General features: G+C 46.5%; 23 protein-coding genes. 9 read left to right on the top strand and 14 right to left on the bottom strand.

Features of this window, described 5'->3' with window-relative positions:
* The first annotated feature begins 102 nt into the window (after positions 1-102).
* Both C4S60_RS11730 and C4S60_RS11725 read left to right on the top strand, forming a co-directional pair.
* Complete coding sequence (locus tag C4S60_RS11730; protein ID WP_103880539.1) at positions 103-786, top strand: TVP38/TMEM64 family protein; 684 nt, start codon at positions 103-105, stop codon at positions 784-786.
* On the top strand, positions 787-1,122 hold the full coding sequence (locus tag C4S60_RS11725; RefSeq protein ID WP_103880538.1) for a hypothetical protein: 336 nt from the start codon (positions 787-789) through the stop codon (positions 1,120-1,122).
* Here the strand turns inward: C4S60_RS11725 and C4S60_RS11720 are convergent.
* The 4 genes from C4S60_RS11720 to topA all read right to left on the bottom strand — a co-directional run bounded on the left by C4S60_RS11720 (position 1,103) and on the right by topA (position 7,943).
* Positions 1,103-1,900 (bottom strand): alpha/beta fold hydrolase, encoded by a 798-nt coding sequence (locus C4S60_RS11720; RefSeq protein ID WP_103880537.1) that lies wholly within the window; start codon positions 1,898-1,900, stop codon positions 1,103-1,105. The genes C4S60_RS11725 and C4S60_RS11720 overlap by 20 nt on opposite strands.
* Positions 1,901-2,066: 166 nt before the next feature.
* Positions 2,067-3,530: a glycogen synthase GlgA gene (gene glgA, locus C4S60_RS11715; RefSeq protein WP_103880536.1), complete on the bottom strand. Its 1,464-nt coding sequence runs from the start codon at positions 3,528-3,530 to the stop codon at positions 2,067-2,069.
* 1 nt (position 3,531) lies between these two features.
* Complete coding sequence (gene glgC / locus C4S60_RS11710) at positions 3,532-4,749, bottom strand: glucose-1-phosphate adenylyltransferase (protein WP_103880535.1); 1,218 nt, start codon at positions 4,747-4,749, stop codon at positions 3,532-3,534.
* Positions 4,750-5,315: 566 nt separating this feature from the next.
* Positions 5,316-7,943 (bottom strand): type I DNA topoisomerase, encoded by a 2,628-nt coding sequence (gene topA / locus C4S60_RS11705; RefSeq protein ID WP_103880534.1) that lies wholly within the window; start codon positions 7,941-7,943, stop codon positions 5,316-5,318.
* 434 nt (positions 7,944-8,377) lie between these two features.
* On the opposite strand from topA, the gene C4S60_RS11700 reads away from it, so the two are divergent.
* Positions 8,378-8,623, top strand: coding sequence for a YciN family protein (locus C4S60_RS11700; RefSeq protein ID WP_103880613.1), 246 nt, complete (start codon positions 8,378-8,380; stop codon positions 8,621-8,623).
* Positions 8,624-8,674: 51 nt separating this feature from the next.
* Here the strand turns inward: C4S60_RS11700 and aroA are convergent, their stop codons facing one another.
* On the bottom strand, positions 8,675-9,955 hold the full coding sequence (gene aroA, locus C4S60_RS11695; protein WP_103880533.1) for a 3-phosphoshikimate 1-carboxyvinyltransferase: 1,281 nt from the start codon (positions 9,953-9,955) through the stop codon (positions 8,675-8,677).
* A 209-nt stretch (positions 9,956-10,164) separates the two neighbouring features.
* On the opposite strand from aroA, the gene aat reads away from it, so the two are divergent.
* The 3 genes from aat (at position 10,165) to infA (ending at position 11,888) form a co-directional block, all read left to right on the top strand.
* Complete coding sequence (gene aat, locus C4S60_RS11690) at positions 10,165-10,893, top strand: leucyl/phenylalanyl-tRNA--protein transferase (RefSeq protein WP_103880532.1); 729 nt, start codon at positions 10,165-10,167, stop codon at positions 10,891-10,893.
* The gene (locus tag C4S60_RS11685; RefSeq protein WP_103880531.1) at positions 10,890-11,588 is read left to right on the top strand and encodes an arginyltransferase; all 699 of its coding nucleotides are present in this window, start codon (positions 10,890-10,892) and stop codon (positions 11,586-11,588) included. The genes aat and C4S60_RS11685 overlap by 4 nt, the downstream gene beginning before the upstream one ends.
* Before the next feature lie 81 nt (positions 11,589-11,669).
* Positions 11,670-11,888 (top strand): translation initiation factor IF-1, encoded by a 219-nt coding sequence (gene infA / locus C4S60_RS11680; RefSeq protein WP_001040192.1) that lies wholly within the window; start codon positions 11,670-11,672, stop codon positions 11,886-11,888.
* A gap of 64 nt (positions 11,889-11,952) precedes the next feature.
* On the opposite strand, the gene clpA is transcribed toward infA, so the two are convergent.
* Positions 11,953-14,235, bottom strand: a complete 2,283-nt coding sequence (gene clpA / locus C4S60_RS11675) for an ATP-dependent Clp protease ATP-binding subunit ClpA (RefSeq protein WP_103880530.1) — start codon at positions 14,233-14,235, stop codon at positions 11,953-11,955.
* 41 nt (positions 14,236-14,276) lie between these two features.
* The gene (clpS, locus tag C4S60_RS11670) at positions 14,277-14,597 is read right to left on the bottom strand and encodes an ATP-dependent Clp protease adapter ClpS (RefSeq protein WP_103880529.1); all 321 of its coding nucleotides are present in this window, start codon (positions 14,595-14,597) and stop codon (positions 14,277-14,279) included.
* Between the two features lie 557 nt (positions 14,598-15,154).
* Between clpS and cspD the strand changes: the two genes are divergently transcribed.
* Positions 15,155-15,376, top strand: coding sequence for a cold shock domain-containing protein CspD (cspD, locus tag C4S60_RS11665; RefSeq protein ID WP_167390977.1), 222 nt, complete (start codon positions 15,155-15,157; stop codon positions 15,374-15,376).
* 90 nt (positions 15,377-15,466) lie between these two features.
* On the opposite strand, the gene C4S60_RS11660 is transcribed toward cspD, so the two are convergent.
* Positions 15,467-17,689, bottom strand: coding sequence for an NADP-dependent isocitrate dehydrogenase (locus C4S60_RS11660; RefSeq protein ID WP_103880527.1), 2,223 nt, complete (start codon positions 17,687-17,689; stop codon positions 15,467-15,469).
* Positions 17,690-18,002: 313 nt separating this feature from the next.
* On the opposite strand from C4S60_RS11660, the gene C4S60_RS11655 reads away from it, so the two are divergent.
* Positions 18,003-18,725, top strand: coding sequence for a pseudouridine synthase (locus C4S60_RS11655; protein WP_103880526.1), 723 nt, complete (start codon positions 18,003-18,005; stop codon positions 18,723-18,725).
* A gap of 14 nt (positions 18,726-18,739) precedes the next feature.
* Here the strand turns inward: C4S60_RS11655 and kdsB are convergent, their stop codons facing one another.
* The 5 genes from kdsB to C4S60_RS11630 are packed head-to-tail and all read right to left on the bottom strand — an operon-like array spanning position 18,740 to position 24,727.
* Complete coding sequence (gene kdsB, locus C4S60_RS11650) at positions 18,740-19,495, bottom strand: 3-deoxy-manno-octulosonate cytidylyltransferase (RefSeq protein ID WP_103880525.1); 756 nt, start codon at positions 19,493-19,495, stop codon at positions 18,740-18,742.
* Complete coding sequence (locus C4S60_RS11645) at positions 19,495-19,674, bottom strand: Trm112 family protein (RefSeq protein ID WP_006075338.1); 180 nt, start codon at positions 19,672-19,674, stop codon at positions 19,495-19,497. The genes kdsB and C4S60_RS11645 overlap by 1 nt, the downstream gene beginning before the upstream one ends.
* Positions 19,655-20,665 (bottom strand): tetraacyldisaccharide 4'-kinase, encoded by a 1,011-nt coding sequence (gene lpxK, locus C4S60_RS11640; protein WP_103880524.1) that lies wholly within the window; start codon positions 20,663-20,665, stop codon positions 19,655-19,657. Before lpxK ends, C4S60_RS11645 begins: the two co-directional genes overlap by 20 nt.
* Positions 20,665-22,416 carry a lipid A ABC transporter ATP-binding protein/permease MsbA gene (msbA, locus tag C4S60_RS11635; protein WP_103880523.1) on the bottom strand — a complete coding sequence of 584 codons (1,752 nt, stop codon included), beginning with the start codon at positions 22,414-22,416 and terminating at the stop codon, positions 20,665-20,667. Before msbA ends, lpxK begins: the two co-directional genes overlap by 1 nt.
* Before the next feature lie 31 nt (positions 22,417-22,447).
* Positions 22,448-24,727, bottom strand: coding sequence for a DNA internalization-related competence protein ComEC/Rec2 (locus C4S60_RS11630; RefSeq protein WP_103880522.1), 2,280 nt, complete (start codon positions 24,725-24,727; stop codon positions 22,448-22,450).
* A gap of 8 nt (positions 24,728-24,735) precedes the next feature.
* Here C4S60_RS11630 and C4S60_RS11625 point away from each other — a divergent pair, with 8 nt between their 5' ends.
* The gene (locus C4S60_RS11625; RefSeq protein WP_103880521.1) at positions 24,736-25,245 is read left to right on the top strand and encodes a DUF2062 domain-containing protein; all 510 of its coding nucleotides are present in this window, start codon (positions 24,736-24,738) and stop codon (positions 25,243-25,245) included.
* A 156-nt stretch (positions 25,246-25,401) separates the two neighbouring features.
* Here the strand turns inward: C4S60_RS11625 and lolE are convergent, their stop codons facing one another.
* Positions 25,402-26,646, bottom strand: coding sequence for a lipoprotein-releasing ABC transporter permease subunit LolE (lolE, locus tag C4S60_RS11620; RefSeq protein ID WP_103880520.1), 1,245 nt, complete (start codon positions 26,644-26,646; stop codon positions 25,402-25,404).
* Position 26,647: the final 1 nt, after the last annotated feature.

Below are 26,647 nucleotides of genomic sequence, written 5' to 3'. Positions count from 1 at the left end.
GAAAAATCAGCCGCTTGGCTGATTTTTTTTGGTTATGATGAAAGTAATTAGCGCTTTGACCTTTCTACTAGACTATAGAAAGTCACCTTTAAGGATTAACTCATGAGCAAGAAATTATTACTAGGATTGCTGCTGGTCGTCATCATTGTGTTTCTAGCATTGAACTTCGGCCAGTATCTGACACTGGAAAACGCAAAGGCCCAGCAAGCAGCTCTTAGCGAATACATAGACCAGAATTTTGTTGCCGCAGCCCTCACATATTTCTTTGCTTACATTGCCATTACTGCGTTTTCGGTTCCCGGCGCAGCGGTCGTGACCCTGCTGGGTGCCGCCTTATTTGGATTCTGGACCAGCCTGCTGTTAGTTTCTTTTGCTAGTACCATAGGAGCTACCTTAGCCTTCTTAAGCAGCAGATTTTTATTACGTGACTGGGTACAGAGTAAGTTTGGTGGAAAACTAGACACCATCAACAAAGGCGTTGAAAAAGACGGTGCATTCTATCTGTTTTCACTCAGGCTGATCCCGGTATTTCCTTTCTTTCTCATTAACCTGTTGATGGGACTGACGCCAATTCATGTTGCCAGATATTACTTAGTGAGCCAATTAGGTATGCTGCCGGGGACCGCCGTCTATCTCAACGCCGGTACTCAACTCGCGAACATTGACAGCCTCTCAGGCATTGTATCCCCAACAGTTCTCGCTTCGTTTGCCCTACTCGGCCTATTCCCGTTAATTGCAAAATGGATCATGGCCAAGTTTTCTCGTGCACCGCAGGTTCAAGAATAGATGAAAGTCTTTATTGGTAGCAATTCACCCGAAACGCATATCGTTCAGCAACTGTTGAGCGCTGAAGGCGTTCGGTGTGAAGTTCGCGGTGAGGGAGTCTTCGGTTTGAGGGGAGAAGTGCCATTCGATGAAGACACGCTTCCATACGTCTGGTTGCTGGATGTGGAACAGAAAGTCCTCGCCAAAGCCATTGTCCTGGAGTGGCAACAACAATCCAATCACCGTGGTTTGCATCCAGAATGGATCTGTCAGGTATGCAATGAGTTAAATGAAGCTCAATTTGGCGCGTGCTGGAACTGCCAAACCCCCGCTCCACCTAAGGAGTCACTGACTTAATAAACTCGATGGAGTGCTTATTAAACTCCTCCGGACGTTCCACATTGCAGACATGGCCACAATCCTTGATTTCCAGTAAACGGCTCGATTTATGTTCTGCCACCATTTCCTTTACTGGTTTAATAAACATGTAATCTTTGTCGCCCATCAAGTATAGCGTCGGAATAGGCAACTCTCTGTCTTTAAAATAACGATTAAGCGGATTCACTTCGGTTGTAAGTCGATACCAGCGCTTAAACTCGTTCTGACACAGTTTCTTTGCTTCGCGCACAAATAAGTGTCTGGACTCGCGCTGACCACGCTGAGGCATCACGATATAGGCGAATAGGCTATAGAGCCACATGTAAGGAATGATGTGTTTACTGAGATTACCAATTTTCACCAGTATTTGAGAGCGGACATTAAAGCGCGTTACCGCTCCGCCCAGCACCATCGAACGTACACGAGAATGCGCCAGCTCTGCAATATTCCGCACAATGATCGTACCAAGGGACATACCGACAAAGTGAGCTGATTGAATCTTGAGATGATCCAATACTCGAACAATGTCCATAGTGACATCTTTAAACGTGTACTTATTTGCCATGATGTCTTTAAGGAGCTGATTGGACTTCCCGTGGCCACGCAAGTCAATAAACAGCAGGTTAAAGTGCTCTCTGTAAGCTCTTATCTGTTTAAACCATATGTTTGAACTGCCACCTGCACCATGAACAAATACTACCCACTCCTTGCTGGTTGGGTGCGTGTAGGTTTTATGGAATAGAAGACTCTCAGACATGGCTCTCAAATGGACTAACTGATAACGGACATTACGTTACCACAATTCTAGACGTGTCTGGCAAAAACCAGACGAATTTTCTCAAAAAAAGATTACCAAATATTTCGGCAAATGGAGTGAGTTGCATAAAATAAGGCGGCTCAAAGCCGCCTTATTCCGTTCATTATTAACAATGGCCCTGCTCTAGAGCAAGGTCGTACATCTTCACATACTCTTTGGCCGACTCGGTCCAACTGAAGTCTCTTCTCATCGCCCGGAGTTGCATCTCTCGCATCTCATCAGGGTGCTGAAGATAAAACAATAGTGCACGTTGCAGCACGATAAGCAGAGCATCGTGACAAGGCTCGTCAAAACCAAAGCCCGTTGCCTGTTGCGGGTCATCGTCAAAATCGATGACAGTATCTTTCAAGCCACCCACTTTACGCACAATAGGTAAGGTGCCATAAGCCATACTGTAGATCTGATTCAGTCCGCAGGCTTCAAACTCAGAAGGCATCAGGAAGAAATCGGATCCTGCCTCAACCAAATGAGCAAAGCGGTTACTATAGGCCTCAACAAACGCCAGCTTATCCGTGAATTCAGCGGCAATATCTTTCAAGTGAGACGCTATTTGTGGCTCACCCGTACCGATAATCACAACCTGAACATCATTTTTGAGGAACTTGTCCAGAATGGGCAGAATATAGTGAAAACCTTTTTGATGCGTTAAACGGCACACCATGCCCACCATAGGCACGTCCTTCTCAGGCAACCCTAGCTCCTGCTGCAAGACCTGCTTGGAAGCAAGTTTACCAGCAAGCATACTATCGAGTTCGTCTTCAAAGTTGGTAGGCAGGAAATGATCATGGCGCGGGTTCCACTCAGAATAATCACAACCATTCACTATACCGTGTAGGTCTCTTGAGCGATGGACAAAGTCATCGACCAAGCCATGCGAACCAAGTGGTGTCACTAATTCTGCGGCGTAGTTTGGACTCACTGCATTGATTTTGTCAGCAAACGCTATACCTGCTCTGAGTGTGCTCACCCAGCCTTCGCCATATTGCAAAAACTCCATGCCCGACAGATGCAACTCTGGAATGATTTCAAGCTGGCTGTAGGAGAAAATACCTTTGAAAATTGCGTTGTGTACCGTCAGTACAGATTTCACCCCAGTAAAACGCTCGTCTTCAGCATAGCGAGTTTTCAACAGAAACGGAATTAACCCTGTGTGCCAGTCATTGGCGTGAACCACCGACGGCTTGATTCCCAACTTAGGTAGTACATCCAGGCTTGCCGCTGCGAAAAAACCGAAGCGTTCACCATTATCGGCATAGGCCCTATTGTGTTCTGCGTATAGCTCTGGTCTGTCAAAGTATTGATCACATTCGATCACAAAGACTTCAACACCGTCTAGATGGGTTTTCTTTACTTGATATGGTGTATGTGGCCAGTGTTCAAGCTCAGTGGCCAGTACGAACTCGTAGTCTTGCTTATTTGGTAATTTCTGATAACCGGGTAGGGTTATCGCTACCTGCTTGCCGAGTTCCTGCAGAGCTTTTGGCAGAGCCTTGGCGACATCCGCCAAGCCTCCGCTCTTGATGAGCCCCTGAACCTCTGAAACTGGAAACCATACATCTATGTTTCTCATTTTAGAATCCAACTTTTGTCCCTTTCTTGATGACAACGATGCCACCTGGAGACACATGGAAACGCTTCGCGTCCAGTTCGAGATCCTCACCAATCACTGTTCCAGGGGCAATTTCTACGTCCTTGTCGATAATGGCGCGCTTGATTGTACAACCAGCACCAATTTTGACATCACCTAGAATAACAGATTCACTTACTGTTGAACCAGCAGCAATGTTACTTCTAAAGCCTAATACTGACTTGTAAATAGAAGATCCACGTACGTAACTGCCGCCCGCAATCAAGCTATCTGTTACCCTTATTTTCTCTTGTTCCGCATCCACAAAGGTTGCTGGTGGTAGTGGTGGATAGTAAGTATGCAGTGGCCACTTACGGTTATACAGTGAGAACTCTGGATCTTCATGCAGTAGATCCATGTGCGCCGCCCAGTACGAATCGATAGTACCTACATCACGCCAGTAGGTGGTGTCTTTTTCGCCACTGATTTTGTTAGTAGAGAAATCATAGACGAATACGTCACCTTCAGGGAACATTTTAGGAATGATGTCTTTACCAAAGTCATGGCTAGAGGCCTCATTTTCGGCATCCAAACGCAGCTCTTTACAAAGACTTTCTGCTTCAAAAATATAGTTGCCCATTGAAACCAACGCCATATCGGGATGACCCGGAATGGATTTCGGGTTGGCTGGCTTTTCTTCAAAACCAATCATTCTACCGTCTTCATCCACTTCGATAACCCCAAACTCCGAGGCCTCTGCCAATGGCATACGAAGCGCGGAAACTGTCAGCTTCGCTTCTTTACGCTTGTGGAAGTCCAGCATCTGTCGGATGTCCATCTTATAGATGTGGTCCGAGCCGAAAATACAAACGTGCTCAGGATTAGCAAGTTCGATAAATCGTACGTTTTGATAAATTGCATCCGCCGTCCCTTCATACCAACGCTTGCCGTCGCGCATTTGAGCAGGAATAGGATCGATAAACCTGTCAGTAATACCTGTCAGATTCCAGCCTTTCCTCATATGTTGATAGAGGGATTGTGATTTGAATTGAGTAAGAACGTAAATGCGCATCAAATCTGCGTTAATAAAGTTGTTGAGAGCAAAATCGATAAGACGATAACTCCCTCCGAACGGTACCGCAGGTTTACTACGCGATTCAGTTAAAGGACGCAGGCGAGAACCCTCTCCACCAGCAAGAATCATTCCTAATACACCAGCCATTGATTTCTCCGTCTTTTTACAGCTTTTCCATTTATAGTCAGATACATACTTATAAATTAGGGGGGTATCTAACTTCGTTTTTTAACGGATGACGAACCTGATTATTCGTTCAGGCATTCAAACGTTGATTCTTGTATATCAATCATTAGCCAGAGCAGTATTTTCGTCTATTTTTTAATATGACTGTCTATTATTTAGCCTCCTCGCAACCATAGTCCGCATATGGCTTTTCTCTAAATTATCGCTTTCCATAAAGAATACAATGAGCAAACACTCATTCCGGCACATTGAGCTTAGTTGCATTAAAACTTCTGCCTTACCTCACAGAATGCCATACCGATAAAACATACTCAACACATGAGGTTAACATTAACTTCACGAAACCTATGGTTATTTATAAAAATATAATTAAATCAAATAACTGTATCTTATACGACCAGTGACCACGAAGTCAGCAAGAGACGCCTATTAGTCAATATATAAACTGTATTGGTAATAATCGTTTTAGTACATATAAAAAAACAGCACCCTTATGGATGCTGTTTTCTTCGTACCGTTTATTCCGGTTATTTTTTAGGCTTTTTACGTTTGTCGGTAATTTCCCATTTGCCGTCAACATATAGCCCTGTCCATCCAGATGGTTTTCCATCAATTTCAGAACGTATGTAATTCTCTTTCGTTTTACGGCTAAAGCGAACCACAGTCGGACGACCATCTGGGTCTTCCGTTGGCGCATCGGCAAGATAGATAAACTTCGGTGACAATCGTTCTTTAAATCTCGCCAGCTCGCTGACAAGAGGCGCTCTCGTTTCGCGAGATTTAGGGAAGTTACTCGCTGCCATAAATAGCCCCGAGGCACCATCGCGTAAGACAAAGTATGCGTCTGAGTTTTCACACGGTAGCTCTGGGAAGTGTACCGGGTCTTCTTTTGGCGGAGCGATCTCGCCATTTTTCAGGATCTTACGAGTATTCTTACAGTCTTCACTTGTGCAATCCATGTACTTACCAAAACGGCCGTTCTTGAGAACCATTTCGGAGCCACACTTGTCGCACTCAACAGTAGGACCATCGTATCCTTTAACTTTGTACTCACCATGTTCGACGACATAACCATCACAGTTAGGGTTATTACCACAAACGTGAAGCTTACGCTTATCATCGATTAGGTACGCGTCCATAGCAGTTTCACAAATTGGGCAACGTTTCTTCGCTCTTAGCGCAGCCGTTTCGACGTCCTCTTCAAGAACGTTAATGATACCTTCTTCATCCCCAAGGTTAATGGTCGTCTTACAACGTTCCTTAGGTGGTAGTGCGTAACCGGAACAGCCAAGGAATACACCGGTCGATGCCGTTCGAATCCCCATTGGACGTGAACACGTAGGACACTCAATATCCGTCATCACAATGTGGTTCGGCTTCATACCGCCGTGCTCTTCATCTTGTTCAGCTTTACCAAGGTCAGTCGTAAACTCTTCGAAGAATTCGTTCAGTACGCCCTTCCAGTTTGCATCACCTTCAGCGATTTGGTCGAGCTTCTGCTCCATTCGGGCTGTGAAATCATAGTTCATCAGATCGGTGAAACTGTCATCAAGACGATCTGTCACGATCTCACCCATCTTCTCAGCATAAAAACGACGCTGTTCAACTTTGACATAACCACGATCCTGGATGGTAGAAATGATCGAAGCATAAGTTGATGGACGGCCAATGCCACGCTTCTCAAGTTCTTTAACCAAAGCGGCTTCGGTATATCTCGCGGGCGGCTTGGTGAAGTGCTGCTTAGGATCCAAAGCAACAAGATCCAGCTTGTCACCCAATTGCACTGCTGGCAAGATTGCGTCTTCATTCTTACCCATCGGACGCTGGACTCGAGTCCAGCCATCAAATTTCAAAATACGCCCCTTGGCTTTAAGGGTGTATTCATCCGCTTTTACACTGATGGTCGTAGAATCGTATTTTGCAGGTGTCATTTGACACGCAACAAACTGGTTCCAGATTAAAGCGTACAGCTTGTGAGCATCCGCTTCCATACCGTTAAGGTCATCAACTTTTACGTTCACATCAGAAGGTCGAATGGCTTCGTGCGCCTCTTGAGCACCTTCTTTGCTGCCGTAGAAATTTGGTTTGGCTGGCAGATAGGCGTCACCGAACTCAGTACCAATATAGCCTCGTACAGCGTCTACTGCTTCGGCACTCAAGTTGGTCGAGTCAGTACGCATATATGTAATATAACCCGCTTCATAGAGTCTCTGAGCGAGCATCATTGTTTTTTTCACACCATAGCCAAGACGTGTACTTGCCGCTTGCTGCAGCGTTGATGTGATATATGGCGCGGAAGGCTTACTTTGTGTCGGACGATCTTCACGCTTGCACACTTCATAAGTGGCTTTATCCAAAACCGCGACGGCGGATTTAGCTTCGGCCTCATTAACAGGTTTGAATGCTTTACCCTGCTTTTGAGCCACCAACAAACGAAAGTCCGTTTTATCACCAGTTTTAGTGTCAGCGTGAATATCCCAGAACTCTTCAGGAATAAACGCGTTGATTTCTCGTTCACGCTCAACCAACAGTTTTACTGCTACAGACTGCACACGACCTGCGGACAAGCCTCTGGCCACTTTTTTCCAAAGTAGCGGCGAAACCATAAAACCAACAACGCGATCGAGGAAACGACGTGCTTGCTGGGCATTAACCCCATCCATATTCAACTCACCAGGATCCTGGAAAGCCTGTTGGATAGCGTTTTTAGTGATTTCGTTAAAGACTACTCGCTTATATCGCTCTTCATCGCCACCGATGATCTCACGAAGGTGCCAAGCGATGGCTTCTCCTTCGCGGTCCAAATCGGTTGCGAGATAAACGTGGTCAGCATCTTTGGCCAGTTTCTGCAACTCAGCAACCACTTTCTCCTTTCCAGGCAGAACTTGGTAGTTCGCTGCCCAATCATCGTATGGGTTAATGCCCATCTTTTTGATTAGCGCCTTGCGGTCTTTCTCTTTTTTAATGCGTGCTTTTTCTTCCGCACTTAAGCCTTTAGTAGACACAGCTGCGGCTTTTTTACCTGTACTTTGACCGGCAGTCGGCAAGTCACGCACGTGACCCACACTCGACTTGACGACAAAGTCTTTACCCAGGTATTTGTTAATAGTTTTAGCCTTTGCAGGTGACTCCACTATAACCAGTGACTTTCCCATAATGACACTAACGTCCTATATCACATTGCGACATTTAATCGCACGATGTTCGAAATTTATGCTTCTTTTTACTATTGAGCGAGAACAAAAGAAGATCAACCAGTTTTTTTGCAATTAGATTCTAATTGCTCGACAAATGTCCGATCAGAATGCGTTCTCTACTTGAAAAATGGCGCAATAGTAAACGTCAAAGACCACGGTTGACTAGCAACAATAATCAAAATTTGTGTCACATCACAAATTGCTGCTAACTATAGCTAAGAAATTTGTTGATGCAAGATACGCTTGAGTGTACTGCCAAATATCCAGACTATGACCTGATATATATTCACTCAACTACGATTATTAGCAACACATATAACAAGCAACCTTCATATCACGTTAACTTAGGTATACACTACGGCCATTGTCGTTATTTAGAAATGGGCATCAATATGTCACAAAAAAATGCTATTACACAGTTCGATCTACTTTTAATTGCCAACCAAATCATCCAGGAACACGATGATTATATAGAAGGAATGCGCGCAGATAGCGTCGAGGAAAAAGACGGCGTGCTGGTATTCAAGGGCAACTACTTCCTAGACAGTAACGGTCTGCCAACAGAAAAAACCACGGCAGTTTTCAATATGTTTAAGTACCTGGCCCACCACTTATCTAAAGAGTTTACACTCAAGTAAAATTCGTTTTGCCGACAAAAAACGCCCCTTTGATTAAGGGGCGTTTCGCGTTTATTGGCTCAAACCGGACAGTTTATCAAAGTAATCCGGGAATGTTTTTGAGGTACATTTGGGGTCATTAATGGTCACCGGAGTATCACTCAACGCCACCAGAGAGAAACACATCGCCATACGGTGATCATCGTAAGTATCGATAGCAGCATGCTTTAGCTCTGCAGCAGGTTCAACGATAATGTAATCCTCGCCTTCCTCCACTGTCGCTCCTACCTTTCTCAGTTCTGTGGCCATGGCAGCCAAACGATCTGTTTCTTTAACGCGCCAGTTGTAAACATTACGAATCGCTGTCGTACCCTTCGCAAAGAGTGCCGTGGTCGCAATGGTCATCGCTGCATCAGGAATGTGGTTGTAATCCATATCTATGCCGTTCAGTTCGCCCTTTCGACAAAGAATGTAATCCTCACCCCATTCAATCTGAGCACCCATTTTTTCAAGCGCATCGGCAAAGTGGATATCCCCTTGAATGCTGTTTTTACCAATACCGGTGACTTTAATTTCACCACCTTTAATAGCTGCAGCGGCCAAAAAGTATGACGCAGATGAGGCATCGCCTTCTACCAGGAATTGACCCGGTGAACGGTATTGCTGACCACTTCGAATCACAAACTGCTGATAATTATCGTGCTCTACTTCCACCCCAAACTGCTTCATAATGTGCAGGGTAATGTCGATGTATGGCTTAGACACCAACTCACCAACAATTTCAATCGTTACATCCGCGTCCGCTAGAGGAGCCGACATCAGGAAAGCGGTAAGAAACTGACTGGAGATCGACCCGTCAATTTTCACATGTCCGCCCTTTAAGCCTGTACCGACAATTTTCAACGGTGGATAGTGCTCATTTTCCAGATAGGTAATGTCCGCTCCCGCTTCTACCAGAGCATCAACCAAGTGACCAATTGGACGCTCTTTCATACGTGGCTCGCCAGTTAGCACATACTCACCCTGCCCAAGGCAGAGAGCGGCAGCCAAAGGACGCATTGCGGTCCCAGCATTACCCAGGAACAGCTCTGTAGGCTCAGTAACAGAAAAAGGCTTACCCAAACCTCTGACAACGCATTGTGTTTTGTCTGCAGATAATTGATACTCAACGCCTAATTGGGTCAAAGCATTAAGCATATGTCTGATGTCATCGCTATCAAGCAGGTTGGTTAACGTGGTGGTGCCTTCTGCAAGCGCTGCAAGCAACAGTGCACGGTTGGAAACGCTTTTTGAACCAGGAAGATTTACGGTTCCAGATACTTTTTTAATAGGTTGGAGTGTTAAGCTTTCCATTGATGGTGTCTAATCCTTTGTCGATGCTTCATTCCTGTATTTGAAGCATCCTCAATAATTCTTCGTAATTGCAGCCTAACGAAAATAACCCGTAAACACCAGCCCTAAAACCCATTGAGCGCTCAATTAGCAACCAATCAATACTAGTTGACTAGTACAGTTGAAAATTGCGTATACTTTTAGCTAAAGGAAAAGACACTAATCCGTTTATGACCATCTACCTTACTGAGCTCAGTGACACCGACTATAGTTTCCCTTCTCCGTTTGAAGCTTTGGAGGAACCTAATGGCCTACTCGCATTTGGGGGCGATCTCAGTCCGTCCCGGCTGCTGAGCGCTTATCAGCAAGGAGTCTTCCCCTGGTTTGGTCCCAATGAGCCTCTATTGTGGTGGAGTCCGGCTCCCCGAGCGATATTTGATCCGCAAACCTATACCCCATCGCGCAGCCTCAAGAAATTTCAACGTAAGACCCGTTACCGAGTCACGCTTAATATGAGTACGCCGGAAGTCATCCACTACTGTGCCAGTACCCGTCCAGTCGAAGAAACCTGGCTCAATGAAGATATGCAAAATGCCTACATCGAACTGGCACAACAAGGTCACTGTCACTCAATCGAAGTATGGGATGAGCATCGCTTAATTGGAGGCCTGTACGGACTGTCGATTGGGCAAGTATTTTGTGGTGAGTCAATGTTCTCGCTGGCAACCAACGCTTCGAAAATCGCACTGTGGTACTTCTGTCGACATTTTTGCGCTAACGGTGGTCGGATGATTGACTGTCAGGTCATGAATCCACACCTTGAGTCCTTAGGTGCCAAGGAAATCAGTCGTGAGTCATTCATCGAAAAACTTCATTCCTATCGACAGAAACCGGTGCATACTTCCTGTTTTGTGCCGCAAGAGCTATCATTTGCTACTGAGATGGAGAGAAGTAAATGAATATGGCTGTACAGCAAATCAGGATAGGATTAAGTCGTAAGCAAGATTGCAGTTACCTGCCGGGACGTGAAGAGCGAGTCGCGATCGTACTCGAAAAAGAACTTCACTGTGACAGTAACTACGAAATGCTATTAGCAAACGGTTTTCGTCGCAGCGGTGATGCGATATACAAACCGCAGTGCGATCACTGTCTGGCCTGCGATGCTCTCAGAGTCAAAGTTGCTGAATTTCATCCTTCAAAGAGTCAGAAACGGCTACGCTCAAAAGCCAGGCATCTGCGCTGGGAAATCTCGACCGAGCTGCATTCCGATTGGTTCGAACTCTACTCTCGTTATATCGAGCACCGACATTCCTCTGGCAGCATGTATCCACCTCGCGAGCGGGAATTTTTCGATTTTGCCCAGTGCTCATGGCTATCGATGCATTATCTTAATGTGTTTGATGGGGATACACTCATCGGTGTTGCGATTACCGATGTTCTCGAAGACAGCGCAAGTGCCTTCTATACTTTCTACGATCCAGACTATCCGCTATCCCTTGGTACATATGCTGTTCTGTGCCAATTAGACTTCTGTCAACAATACAATAAACAGTGGCTGTATTTAGGCTATCAGATCGATGACTGTGCAGCGATGAACTACAAAACCCGCTTTAGGCCTCATCAAAGGCTAGTAAATCAGCGTTGGCAAGGGTAGAATACAGCGCAACTTTACATATAAAGATTTTATCGGCACAATGCCTGCCGATAAAAACGCCACATTTCGAAAGAGGATTAAATGGCTAAAGAAGACGTAATTGAGATGCAAGGCACTGTCCTTGATACTCTACCAAACACAATGTTCCGTGTTGAACTAGAAAACGGTCACGTAGTTACTGCACACATCTCTGGTAAGATGCGTAAAAACTATATCCGTATCCTTACTGGTGACAAAGTAACTGTAGAGATGACTCCATATGACCTATCAAAAGGTCGCATCGTCTTCCGTGCTCGTTAATCTTTAAGTTTAACCGAACACAAAAAAACGGAGCCTAGGCTCCGTTTTTTGTTTACTGCGCTTATCAATGATGAGCTTCGGCCTCTTCCTTCGAGCCCATATACTCGAAGACCAGATCATCGTTATCCAACGTGACTTTCACTGTCCCGCCATCAACTAGGGATCCAAATAGCAACTCGTTTGCCAGCGGTTTCTTCAGTTTGTCCTGAATCACACGCCCCATTGGTCTTGCACCCATGGTTTTGTCATAGCCTTTAACGGCAAGCCAGTCACGAGCTTCATCAGAGACTTCCAGTGAAACGCCTCTTGAATCCAGCTGAGCCTGAAGTTCGACGATAAACTTGTCGACCACCTGATGAATCACACGATCATCCAAGCTGTTAAACCAAATGATGCCATCCAGACGGTTACGGAACTCAGGGGTAAACACGCGTTTAATGGCCCCCATAGCATCCGGCTTGTGATCCTGCTGGATAAGACCAATGGATTTCTTCTCCGTTTCAGCCACACCCGCATTACTGGTCATCACTAAGATAACATTACGGAAATCGGCTTTACGACCGTTATTGTCTGTCAGCGTACCGTTATCCATCACCTGCAACAGCAAGTTGAAGATATCTGGGTGAGCTTTTTCGATTTCGTCCAGAAGCACGACTGAGTGGGGATGTTTAATTACCGCGTCAGTCAGTAAGCCGCCCTGATCGTAACCCACATAGCCCGGAGGTGCACCGATCAATCGGCTTACCGAATGTCGCTCTCCGTACTCTGACATGTCAAAGCGAAGCAATTCAATACCAAGCAGCTTGGACAGCTGTACCGTCACTTCCGTTTTACCCACACCAGTCGGGCCTGCAAACAGGAATGAACCCACTGGTTTGTCTTCATTACCTAATCCGGCACGGGTCATCTTGATCGCTTCACACAGCACATCGATTGCATCGTCCTGACCAAATACCAACATCTTCATCTTGTCATCAAGATTTTGCAGAATGTCTTTATCAGACGATGACACCGACTTCTCCGGAATACGTGCCATTTTCGCCACCATGGCTTCGATGTCCGCCACACCGACAGTCTTTTTGCGTCGACTAGCAGGGACCAGGCGGCTTCTCGCACCGGCTTCGTCGATAACATCAATCGCTTTGTCAGGTAAGTGGCGCTCATTAATATATTTGGCAGAAAGTTCTACCGCAGCACGTAACGCCTTATTGGTGTACCGTACCTCATGGTGCTCTTCATATTTTGGTTTGAGCCCCATCAGGATCTTAGTTGTATCATCAAGAGACGGCTCGACAACGTCGATTTTCTGGAATCGACGAGACAATGCACGCTCTTTATCAAAGATGTTGCTGTACTCCTGATAAGTCGTTGAGCCAATACAACGCAGTTTTCCACTACTTAACAGTGGTTTAATCAGGTTCGCCGCGTCCACTTGTCCGCCCGACGCCGCCCCGGCACCGATAATGGTGTGGATTTCGTCGATGAACAAAATGGCATCGTCTTCTTTTTCAAGCTGCTTCAGAATCGCCTTGAAGCGCTTCTCAAAGTCACCACGATATTTCGTCCCCGCCAACAGGGAGCCGATATCCAGTGAGTAAATCACACTGTCTTTGATAACCTCAGGCACCTGACCTTCAACAATTCTCCAAGCCAGACCTTCAGCAATAGCAGTTTTGCCTACGCCAGCCTCACCCACTAACAATGGGTTGTTCTTACGGCGACGACATAACACCTGAATCGTGCGCTCCAGCTCTTTATCTCGGCCAATTAACGGATCGATATTGCCAGCTTTCGCTACCAGGTTCAGGTTAGTAGCAAAACTTTCCAAACGGTCTTCACCATTGGCTTCCTCAATGTTCTCACTACTGCCACCTAATGAGCCACTCGATGGTTCATCTCCAGAAGGGCCGGCGTTTTTAGTAATGCCATGGGAAATAAAGTTAACGATATCGAGGCGACTAATATCATTTTTCTTCAACAAGTAAGCTGCATGAGACTCTTGTTCGCTGAAAATTGCCACTAAAACATTGGCACCCGTGACTTCACTGCGCCCAGAAGACTGAACATGAAAGACAGCGCGTTGAAGGACACGCTGGAAGCTCAAGGTAGGCTGAGTTTCTCTGGTGTCGTCACTTTCGGGAATAAGGGGCGTGGTTTGATCGATAAACGTGTCCAACTCGTTGCGCAAATTCTCGAGGTTTGCGTTACAAGCGGTTAAGGCCTCTTTAGCCGAGTCATTTTCCAACAAAGCTAAAAGGAGATGCTCTACGGTCATGAATTCATGTCTTTTATCACGGGCACGAGCAAATGCACCATTCAGACTCGATTCTAATTCTTTGTTAAGCATAAGTACCTCCTAAGGAATGACAAACGTCATCCATGCGAAAATTAGGCTTTTTCCATGGTACACAATAGTGGGTGTTCATGTTCCCTTGAATACATGGTCACTTGAGCAACTTTCGTTTCCGCGACTTCAGATGTGTAGGTACCACAGATGGCTTTCCCCTCATAGTGTACCGCTAACATCACTTGAGTCGCTTTATCTTCGTTGAGTGAAAAAAAGCGTTCCAAGATTTCTACTACAAAGTCCATCGGCGTATAGTCATCGTTATTGAGGATAACGTTGTACATTGCCGGCGGCTCAACCTTAGTTTTTTCTTTCTCCAGTAAGTCTGAGTCTGGAGTCACCCATTCAAAATTTTTACTCATGGCCAAATGTTTGAGAGTTTTCTTTACATTTCAAAACACTGTGTAAGTTATGTTGCCAATCTTGCAGCCCAGATTAACCCCATATCAACACTCGAAAAACATCTCTAATAAAAGAGACTAATGCACCAATTGTATCGCTGCAAACAAAACAATGCTATTAGTGTGTATCACATATGAGCCACGTTTGAAAAACTTTCGCCTCCCTACTAGTTAGAATACATGAAGCCGGTGCAAACAGAAGTATCATTTTACACTTTTGTTAAAACCAAAGCGCATATGTATAGAATATGTAGTTATTTATACGACTTTCCTATTGACTACGCCCAATGTTTGACTACAGTGGTTAATTAGTGACTAAAATTTAACAACTTTTGCATCGGTATTCCTCGCTTAGTAAGAATAACCTGACGCAATTTACCCCAACTCAATACGGATTCCGTACTGGGGACAACATGCGTTGTCATTGGAGAATTTAGTCACCGTGAAGAAGAATTTGCAGCAACAGGTCAGTGTCTTCGAAACGACTTCAGTAACAAAATGCATGAGGGATGTATAGCATGGCTACAGGTACAGTAAAATGGTTTAACAACGCCAAAGGATTTGGTTTTATTTGCCCGGAAGGCGAAGATGGTGACATTTTTGCCCACTACTCCACAATCAAGATGGATGGGTACCGTACACTGAAAGCAGGACAACAAGTAAACTACGAAGTAGAAGAAGGGCCAAAGGGCTTTCACGCGAGCGAAGTTACCCCTGTTGAAGGTGACTTAGCGAAGTAGTTCTACCGTCAACGACTCACACAGAAGACACGACCACAAAAAAAAACCACCTTTCGGTGGTTTTTTTAATGCTTGATGAGTGACGTGCTGTTAGCCAATAATGCTATTCAGTGTCGCACTAGGGCGCATCAGCGGTGAGGCTTTTGCGTTGTCCGGTTGATAATAACCCCCCAGATCACCTGCTACACCTTGCGCATTATTCAGCTCAGACACAATCACACTTTCATTGGATGCCAATTGCTCAGCGATCGGCGCAAACTGGCTCGCCAGTTCGTTGTCTTCCGTTTGCAGTGCCAGTGCCTGTGCCCAGTAAAGAGCCAGATAGTAGTGAGAGCCACGGTTATCCAGCTCACCCACTTTGCGTGATGGTGACTTGTTGTTATCCAGGAACTTACCTGTAGCCTCATCCAAAGCTTTCGCCAGAACATTGGCCTGCGCCTTACCAGAAACAACTGCCAGGTGCTCCAGAGAAGCCGCCAATGCCAGGAATTCTCCCAATGAGTCCCAACGCAAGTGGTTTTCTTTTTGAACCTGCTGTACGTGCTTAGGTGCCGAACCGCCCGCGCCTGTCTCAAACAGACCACCACCGTTCATTAGCGGAACAATAGACAGCATCTTAGCCGATGTACCCAGTTCTAATATCGGGAACAGATCGGTTAGGTAGTCACGCAGTACGTTGCCCGTGACCGAAATCGTATCCTGGCCTTGCTTAATGCGCGCTAGCGAGAACAGAGTCGCATCCAGAGGCGACTTGATGTGAATCTCAAGTCCTGATGTGTCGTGTTCAGGCAGATACTGTTTCACTTTCTTGATAAGTTCAGCATCATGAGCTCGATTTTCATCTAGCCAGAATACCGCTGGTGTCTCAGAGGCACGAGCACGCGTTACCGCCAGTTTCACCCAGTCCTGGATTGGTGCGTCTTTAACCTGACACATGCGGAAGATATCCCCTTCCTCTACAGGTTGTTCAATCAAAACATTACCTGCCGCGTCAACGACTTCAACTTTACCAGTCTGCTCAAGAATAAATGTCTTGTCGTGTGAGCCGTACTCTTCTGCTTTCTGAGCCATCAAGCCAACGTTAGGCACGCTACCCATTGTCGTTGGATCGAATGCACCATTCTCTTTACAGAAATCGATAACTGCCTGATAGATACTTGCGTAGCTGCGATCAGGTATCATTGCTTTCGTGTCTTTCTGCTTACCATCCGGACCCCACATTTGGCCAGAGGAACGCAGCATCGCTGGCATAGATGCATCGACGATGATATCACTAGGTACGTGCAGGTTGGTGATACCGCGGTCGGAATCTACCATCGCCAGTGGAGGCTGAGTCTCATAAACAGCAGCTAAGTCTGCTTCAATTTCTGCTTTCTTCTCAGCCGGTAGCGTCGCGATCTTCGCGTACACGTCACCAATACCATTGTTAACGTCAACGCCAATTTCTTCGAACAATGCGCCGTGCTTAGCAAACACATCTTTATAGTAAACTTTAACCGCATGGCCAAAGATCACCGGATCCGATACCTTCATCATGGTTGCTTTCATGTGCAGAGACAGCAATACATCTTGCTTCTTAGCCTCGGCAACTTGCTCTTCAAAGAAAGCAACCAATGCATTTTTGTTCATCACAGAAGCGTCTATGATTTCACCACTTTGTAATGCTACTTTCTCTTTCAGAACCTTGACATCACCCTGTGCTGAAGTGAACTGGATCTTAACGTCCGTCGCCTCAGCAACGGTTACAGACTTTTCACTGCCAAAGAAGTCGTTACCTGACATGCTTGATACATGTGATTTCGAATCTTTAGACCATGCACCCATTGAGTGTGGATTTTTCTTAGCATAGTTTTTCACAGACAGTGGTGCGCGACGGTCTGAGTTACCTTCACGTAGAACCGGGTTGACCGCACTGCCCTTAATCTTGTCGTATGTCGCTTTGATCGCTTCCTGCTCAGCTGAGTTCGGCTCTTCTGGATAGTCAGGCAGGTCGTAGCCGTTGGCTTGCAATTCTTTAATGGCCGCTTGTAGCTGTGGAATCGATGCTGAGATATTTGGCAGCTTAATGATGTTTGCTTCTGGCGTTTTCGCTAGCTCACCTAGCTCTGCAAGTGCATCGCCAATACGTTGCTCTTCTTTCAGGTATTCAGGGAAGTTAGCAATGATACGCCCTGCAAGTGAGATGTCTCGTGTTTCAACATTAATACCAGATGAAGCGGTGAAAGACTGAATAATTGGCAGTAGCGAGTATGTCGCAAGCGCTGGCGCTTCATCAGTAATGGTATAGATGATTGTCGGCTTTTCTGTAGGCATGAAATTTCCCTATCGTTCTAATCGGGTAAGGCTACCCTTATCAATTAACGCAGCTTTAAACTGAGCTGCGTAAACGTTATGACTGGACACAATCTGTGGTCAATCCAAGTTAGATGCAGATAAAAACCCACTAGATTGCGCGTTATCTGTTCAGTCAAACGAAATCCTAAGCACTTATAATTAAACAAATTTGGCCAATTAGTCTATTATCTTGTGCGTTATTCCTGTTTTTGAGCGCGCTTATGATAGCTCAAAACGTCAGTAGACAAAACTCCAGCACACAGTTTGTTTACATTTTTGCAAGGTAGTTAACATGACGATTAAAACAGCGGCGGGAAAACCAAAGGGCCGCAAACGCGCGCCGGGAGCTCGTTTCAAACAAGAGTCGAACCAAGGGGGCCGGATTAAAAAGCGCCCCAACAAACGCCATTCAGCTACCGGTTCTAAACCCGATAAGAAACGACTATCTGTTTCTGAGCGCAAAGTAATATTATTCAATAAACCTTACGATACACTTAGCCAGTTTACCGATGGCGAAGGCCGCAACACCCTGGCGGACTTCATTTCCGTGAAGGATGTGTATGCCGCTGGCAGACTGGATAGGGACAGTGAAGGGTTGATGGTTCTGACTAATGACGGCATCTTGCAGGCTCGGTTAACGCAACCGAAATCAAAATCTGAAAAGACCTATTGGGTTCAGGTAGACGGAGTCCCGACGGAAGAGGATTTAAACAAACTGCGTCACGGTGTCACGCTCAAAGACGGCCCAACGCTACCTGCGCGCGTAGAGCGTATAGAACAACCCGATGTTTGGGAAAGAACGCCTCCGGTGCGCTTTCGAGCTAATATCCCCACTACCTGGATAAGCATTACGATTATTGAAGGACGAAACAGACAAGTACGGCGCATGACCGCGAATATTGGTTTTCCAACATTAAGGCTAATACGTGTATCGATGGGACAGTTTGAGCTCAACGGACTTCAGCCAGGTGAATGGGTTGAGTTACCATCCAATCACCCGGCCTTGAGCAAATAATGATGAGGTCGTTTCTATTGAGAGGCGACCAATCTGCGTACATGTTCAAGATCCTCAGGTGTATCGACACCCGCAGGCGGAGCTTCCTGAGCCACCGCTACATGGATCTTCTCGCCATACCAAAGTACACGCAACTGCTCCAGACATTCGATCTTTTCCAGAGCGCTGGGAGCCCATTCAACATAGGTCTTTATAAAGCCTGCACGATAGGCATAAATTCCGATATGGCGTAGCAATGGGCTTGAAGACTTCTTCTTTGGTTCGAGCGCGTATGCGTCCCTGTCCCATGGGATTGTGGCACGACTAAAATACAAGGCATACCCTTGTTCATCGGTCACAACCTTCACCGCATTGGGATTAAAGGTCTCTGCTTCGTTTTCGATCTGCACACCCAACGTCGCCATGGGTGCTGTGCTGTCTTCGAGATTACCCGCTACCTGAGCAATAATGCTGGTTGGAATAAGCGGTTCATCTCCCTGCACGTTTACCACTATGTGTTGAGGGTCGATGTTCATTTGCTCAACCACTTCGGCCAGACGCTCAGTACCTGACTCATGCTGAGCAGAAGTCATACACACTTCACCACCAAAGGCCTGAACAGCCCGCTCGACTCTAGAATCATCAGTCGCGACGATAACGCGTTCTGCTCCAGACTGCAGTGAACGCTCATACACATGCTGAATCATTGGCATACCGCCAATATCAGCCAATGGTTTCCCGGGTAGTCGAGACGACTCATACCTGGCCGGAATGATCACTGTAAACGACATTAGCGCCCCTCTTCCATGCTCATCTGTCTCGCTTCTGGCTCAAGCAACACAGGTATCCCTTCTTTGATCGGGTAAGCAAGCCTGTCCAGCTTACAAATAAGTTCCTGCTTGTCTTTGTCAAACGTCAGTTTTCCTTTGCATACCGGGCATGCCACGATTTCAAGAAGTCTGTGATCCATAACTTTCTATTACCTTGTTTATTTTTTCGAGTATTTGCCCGCTGTCCTGTTGAGTAAATTGAGCTGAAACAGGCAAATACCACCAATTATCTTTAGCAAAAGTTCGGCATTTTACCGCATCTTTTTCGGTCATTAGGACATTATCGACGCCCTGACCCAAAGCGAACAATTGCGAGGGTTCAAAATCTTTATGATCGGCGAAACCTTGCTCGACAGCAAGGTCAGCACCTAGTTTGCGTAACGTGTTAAAAAACCGTGGCGGGTGACCAATACCTGCGAACGCAGCCAGCTTCCCTAATTCAGTAACGGGCATTTGCTCACCGGTTTGCAAATTGACAGCATTATCTGGTTGTAGCTCGAACTTTTTCTCATCAGAGCTGACCGTTTCCCCGCCATTCACGACGATTAAATCAACGTCCTTCAGGCGTGACACGGGTTCTCGTAACGGGCCCAGCGGGATAGAATGCCCATTGCCAAATCTCCGTGTACCATCAACAACAACAATTTCAAATGCACGCGATAACTTATAATGCTGTAATCCATCGTCAGTGATGATTACATCCACATTCATTGACTCCAGCTTTTTAACTGCATTTGATCGAACAGGATCAACGCACACCGGTACTCGAGTGCGCTCGAAGATGAGCTTAGGCTCATCACCACAGCACTTAGTTGAGGTTTCGGCGGTAACCAGCAGCGGATATTGCTCTGCCTTGCCACCGTAGCCCCGGGAAACCACACCAGGCTTTAGCCCCTGCTGTTTCAATCGCTCCACCAGCCAAATCACCATGGGCGTTTTTCCGTTTCCACCTGCCGTTATGTTTCCCACGACAATAACTGGAACATTAGCCTGATAGCTTGGTTTTGCCCCCGAGCAATAGGCCGCTCTGCGATTTTTCGCAATGGTTCGATAGACGAGGCTCAGTGGCCACAAAAGTGGCCACAGAAAGTAGTAAAGAGGATGGCGGTTGAACCAGAGTTTGTCGATCACTAGTGATCACCAAACTGGATTTTATGAAGCTGAGCATACGCTCCTTTGTGCTCCAGCAAGGATTGATGATCGCCTCGTTCAATGATCTCACCATCGTCGACCACCAGGATCTCATCAGCTTGTTCAATGGTTGAAAGACGATGCGCGATCACCAGCACTGTTTTGTCTTTCTGAAGTTCATCAAGAGCCGATTGAATCGCTCTTTCCGATTCAGTATCCAAAGCAGACGTTGCCTCATCCAGAATCAAAACCGGTGCATCGCGTAACAGCGCCCGGGCGATTGCAACACGCTGTCGCTGTCCACCTGACAAACTTGCACCATTTTCTCCGATGACGGTATCAAGCCCCTCTTCCATACCTTCAATGAACTCCATTGCATGTGCCAGTTTCGCCGCGTGCTCTATTTGCTCACGGCTATATTCACCTTCGGCAGCATAGGCAATGTTATTTGCAATAGTGTCGTTAAACAGGTGCACGTTCTGAGAAACGAGAGCAAAATGTTTACGCAAATTCTTTAGTTTAATGTCGTCAATCTTGTGACCATCCAGTTCGATACTACCGCTGTCCAGGTCATAGAAACGGGTAAACAAATTCGCGATGGTACTTTTACCGGAACCAGAGCGCCCTACAAGGGCCAGAGTCTTACCTGCGGGCAGGTCAAAACTCACATGGCGAAGAGCCGGTTTTTCTGTTCCCTCATAGGTAAATGTGACGTCGTTAACCCTGATATCACCCTTTACCTTGCTCAGTTCAACCGCACCGGTATCTCGCTCAGTGTCCAAGTCCATCAAGCTAAACAGGGTCTGGCTTGCTGCCATACCACGTTGGAACTCAGCAGTCACCCCGGTAAGAGCTTTAAGCGGACGCATCAATGAAAACATAGCCGAGAAGATAACCGTAAAGGTACCGGCTGTCAGTTGATTGCGGATCTCATCAAAACTGGCCAGATACAACACTGCAACCAACGCTAGTGAGGCGATCATCTGAATAACCGGGTTCGCTATAGCTGAGGCCGCTACCATTTTCATGGTTTGTTGTCGCATCTGATTGCTCATCTGGTCAAAGCGCTCACCTTCTACCTGCTGACCACCATAGCTAAGAACTACCTTGTGACCTTTCAGCATCTGCTCCGCTGATGTAGTCATATGCCCCATGGATGTCTGCATGTTTCGCGAGATTTTTCGAAATCGCTTCGAAACCACGCTAATCGCCCAAGCAACGAGTGGTGCGATAACAAGTAACACCAGTGACAACTGCCAACTGCTCCAGAACATTAGAATCAACAGGCCAATGATGCTGGCACCTTCACGTACAATACTGACCAGTGAGCGGCTAGTCGCCCCGGCTACTTGCTCGGAATCATAGGTAATACGAGACAATAGTCCACCCGTCGACTCTTTATCAAAAAAAGCCACAGGCATGTGCATAAAGTGACGAAACAGCTTTCGTCTCAACTCCATGACCACCTTGCCAGAAACCCAACTCAAACAGTAAGTTGAAACAAACCCACTGGTGCCCCGAATGAACATCATCCCAAGAATAATAAGAGGAAGGATCTTTAGAAAATTAGACTCCACATCGCCGAAACCTTCATCCAGAAGTGGCTTAAGCAGTGACAGCATGTAAGTATCGGCGGCAGCATTGATGACCAATGCAATAACGGCTACGACCAGTCCTTTTTTATACTCGCGAATATAAGTCCATAGGCGCTTAAAGGTCTGCAGCGTCGTTTCATCTTGATTTAGCGACATAATTATTGTTCAGTTTCTTTTATCTATTGCGTCATTCTACTCTGCTTCGTAACATCTGCCTATACCATGGGTCGAGGTTCTGGGCTCTAAGTGTGGAAACGGTCATTTCTCCATCAATGAAGCGCAAACTTACCGCACCATCCCTCCCGGTCTCATACCAATTAATACCCTGTTGCTGGTAACTCTCTTTCACTTTGGGGTTGGGTAGTTTCCATCTTGAGTGGTACTGGGTAGAGGCTACCGCGTTCTCAGCAATCAGTACTTGCCGTAAATACTTAGAAGAAGAAGTGGAACTGCCATGATGGGGGACGCTCATTACCGAAAGCGTATAAGGCTTGAGTTGACGACTGATGAGTATTTCACTCATCTTTTCTATATCGCCAGTTAACAGCACCCTTTCCTCACCACCTTTCCAGTGAAAAGTGGCCAACACGACACAAGAATGGGGATTATAGGCACGTGAAACCGGCTTTGGCGGCCAGAGCGCTTCAAATGTGACGCTCCGCCAACGCCACTTTTGACCTCTTATACAAGGTTCACTACCTAAAGTCTTATCTGGTTTACGCACCCAATTTGGCCGCCAATCCTCGACCATTACCTGCTCACCACCAGAGTGATCGTTATCGGCATGACTGATGATAAGCCCCTCTAAATGCGCTATACCAAACCCATATAGGTTGGGTGTCACCACTGCACTGGCCATCGAGAAGTGCTCGCGGGCCCGGCCGGTATCGTACACTACCGCTTCCCGCCCTTGTTGTATCACCACTGATAGCCCATGACCAACATCGAGAAAGTGAACAGAGAACGGACGGCTGACTGACCTGAACTGAACGCCAAAGACGGTGACTATAAGAAAGATGAAACACCACTGTTTTGCGACAACTTGTCCGAGAGCCAGCGCGATGAGCAAAGGAATAGCGTAAATGGCATTATCGACCGGCAGTGCAACCCAGAATGCGTCCGCTAAACTAATAGCATTTTCAAAGGGCACCATGACTGTATCCAACAGCCGCCAGAGAGATCCACAAGGTAAACCTAACGCAGTAAAAACCATTGCGGCCATCAACAACGGAACAACCAGAAAACTAAACCAGGGAACAAACACCAAGTTATAAATTGGTGTCAGTGATGCTATCCCCTGAAACAGGTAGAGAACAATCGGCACAAATAACAGAGTCAAAGCCAGATGGGTAAGGAGCATAGCCCTGATGCCAAAATAAGACTGGGTTAACGTAGCAGATATCATCAAAGAGACTACCGCCAGAAACGAGAGCCAGAATCCGCTACTGGCCGCCGAAAAAGGTACAACGGTCACCACCACACAAGCTGTAATTAACACTATCAGCATTGACGGTAAACGCCTCTGGGAGACAGACAGCCCGTAAACCACCATCAACATCACCAGAGCTCTCACTGTCGACACCGCAAAATTGCCTAATGCAGCATAGGTCAACGCCAAAGCTAGCCCTGCAAGAGCACTCAACCAATGACGTTGTAATGTTAATAAATGGCGCCAGCGCCTTGGTAGCAACCATCCGACCCATTGCGCTATTGCACGCACTAACACAAAGCCGACAACAAACACCATCCCGATATGTAAACCCGAGATGGCGATCAAGTGGGACAGACCACTCTGTTTAAGCATTTGCCAGTCATTGGGCTTTAACTGGCTTCTGTCGCCAAAAATGAGCGCCAGATAGTAACCCCGATAATGACTGCCTGAGGTATGCCTGGTCACCGCATTGTGGAGTCGAGCACGCCAATGGCTGTGACTCTCTACTATGAAGTGGCTTTTGGGACTTATGGCAATCTCCCCAACTAACCCTTTGGAAAGGTAAAATTTCTCCTTATCGAAACCGACATAATTTAGTACACCAAATACCGGAGACAATTTAACCTCGGCGCTGACGACAGCCCCGATATCTAACGCCACTGGCAACCTTAGTTTGACTTTTGGACGAGCAAAATAGTCCAGTTCAAGTTCATCGATTGAGAAAATGGTCACCTCGACCTCATACCCGTGACTTATTTTTTTAAAATAGCTGTCAACCTGTGCTTTTATGTTAATATCGGTTCCAAATCGGTAAAGCACTTCTGATTGGTGCTTCAATAGGTTCCCTTGTATTAAAGCCACGGACATTGCAGTAAACGCCAACCCTATCACCAACTGGCGCTTTATTATTAAGGCTAAACTCATCAAGGATGTAGGAATCAACCAGTAGTAATGAGGCATTATTGGCCACCACACCGCACTGACTATAATGAGTGTGTAGAGAAGTGGTGCAAGAATGCCTGATAAGAGAGTCATGTTTCCCTATGCCAAGAAAGTTCATTAAACGTTTCATGCCCGATCACGAGATGATCAAAAAACAAAAGGCATTGAAAGTGTTCGGCAATGTCCTCTACAACCCCAATCTGTGGTGTTTAAACCGCCGCTCAGCAGCCGGTGCCTTCGCAGTCGGTCTTTTTATGGCTTTTGTGCCTCTGCCTAGCCAAATGATTATGGCAGCAGGGTTAGCCATAGTATTTGGTGTAAACCTTCCTTTATCCGTTGCTCTGGTCTGGGTCAGCAACCCGGTCACTATGCCCGTGCTGTTTTATTTCGCTTACAAAGTAGGGGCATTTTTCATGAGTACCCCTCCGCAGCCGTTCCACTTTGAGCTGTCCTGGCAATATCTGTCAGAACAAATGACCACCATCGGTCCCCCTTTCCTGCTTGGTTGTGCCATCTGTGGTGTGGTCGCCGGATTAGCTGGCTATTTTGGGATTCGCGGACTTTGGCGCTATTCCGTAGTACGCAGTTGGCAGCAGCGGGCAACACGATAACTTGAGTGCAGATACGGGTACATTTCATCAACGTCATGTTTCGAGCAACATAGCCATTTGATGCAATTGATTCGTCGATAATTAATGAAAAGCCCATTCTCCTGTCGGTGAATGGGCTTTTTAATACGTAGTGAGTAATGCTTAGTAAGAAGTAGATTATTTGGCGCTCAACACCGCCGCTGGATTCAATTGGCTGGCCTTGGTGGCTGGGTACCAGGTGGCAATAAGGCTCAGCATCGTCGCTGTCCCCGCCACCAGTACCACGTCATTCCAAAGGAGCTGGGATGGCAAGAAATCGACAAAGTATATATCTCCCGAAAGAAATTTATGCCCAATCATGGACTCCAGTGCGGATACGATAGGGGTCAGGTTCATCGAAACCAAACTTCCCAACACGCCGCCAACCAGACTGCCCACTACACCTGAGAACACGCCTTGCCAGATAAAGACGCGTTTGATCAGGCCATCTGTCGCTCCCATTGTCCGTAATATGGCAATTTCCGAAGCCCTGTCTTTGACTGCCATCATCAAGGTCGAAACGATATTGAAGCAGGCAACACCAATTACAAGTACCATCACCAGGTACATAATGGTGCGCACCAACTGAATATCACGATACAGGAACCCATACTTCTGCTTCCAACTGCGTAGATAGACATATTCCGTCAACGTGTTGCCCACTTCACGAACCACTAACGGGGCATTAAAGACATCATTAACCTTGATTGAGACGCCCGTAACCTGCTCCCCCAGTCGTGCGTATTGTTGCGCATCCTGTAACGGGACAATCGCCAGGCTATGATCAATCTGGCCGTTGAGCTCAAGCAGCCCTGTGACTTTAACCCGAACTCTTCTTGGTGACTGAACTTTCGTGGAATCATTACTGGTCGGGATCATTAATGTCACGAAATCACCGACATCCGCACCGACCTGATCCGCAACACCTTTACCCAGAATGACCTGCTGTTCCCCGGCTTGAAAACTTTGCCAGGTATTTCCGCTGACATAACTGGGTAAACGTGAGACCTGAGTTTCCAGTTCAGGTGCCACTCCCCGAACCTCAACCGCTTTCAGTTGGGTTCCTTTTTCAACCAAAGCAGTCAGTCGTACATAGGGTGCCGCAGCTTCAACCTCTTTGTGTTGTAATGAAGAGTCTATGATGCTCTGCCAGTTTTTAATAGGTGCATTCACCCCCTCAAATTCACCATGGGCAATCACCGATAGCACCCGGTTTTTAAGTTCACGCTCAAAACCATTCATGGCTGACAGGCCAATGACTATCACTGCTACGCCGACTGCGATACCTACGATGGAGGAAATAGAAATAAACGAAACCATGGAGTTCCGCTGCTTGGCTTTACTGAATCGCTTACCAATAAAAAATGAAAGTGACAAATGAATT

This window comes from Vibrio hangzhouensis, from assembly GCF_900107935.1.
GTDB classification, from domain to species: domain Bacteria; phylum Pseudomonadota; class Gammaproteobacteria; order Enterobacterales; family Vibrionaceae; genus Vibrio; species Vibrio hangzhouensis.
The sequence above is the reverse complement of the archived record's forward strand: the minus strand, read 5'-3'. Positions and strand labels throughout refer to the sequence as shown.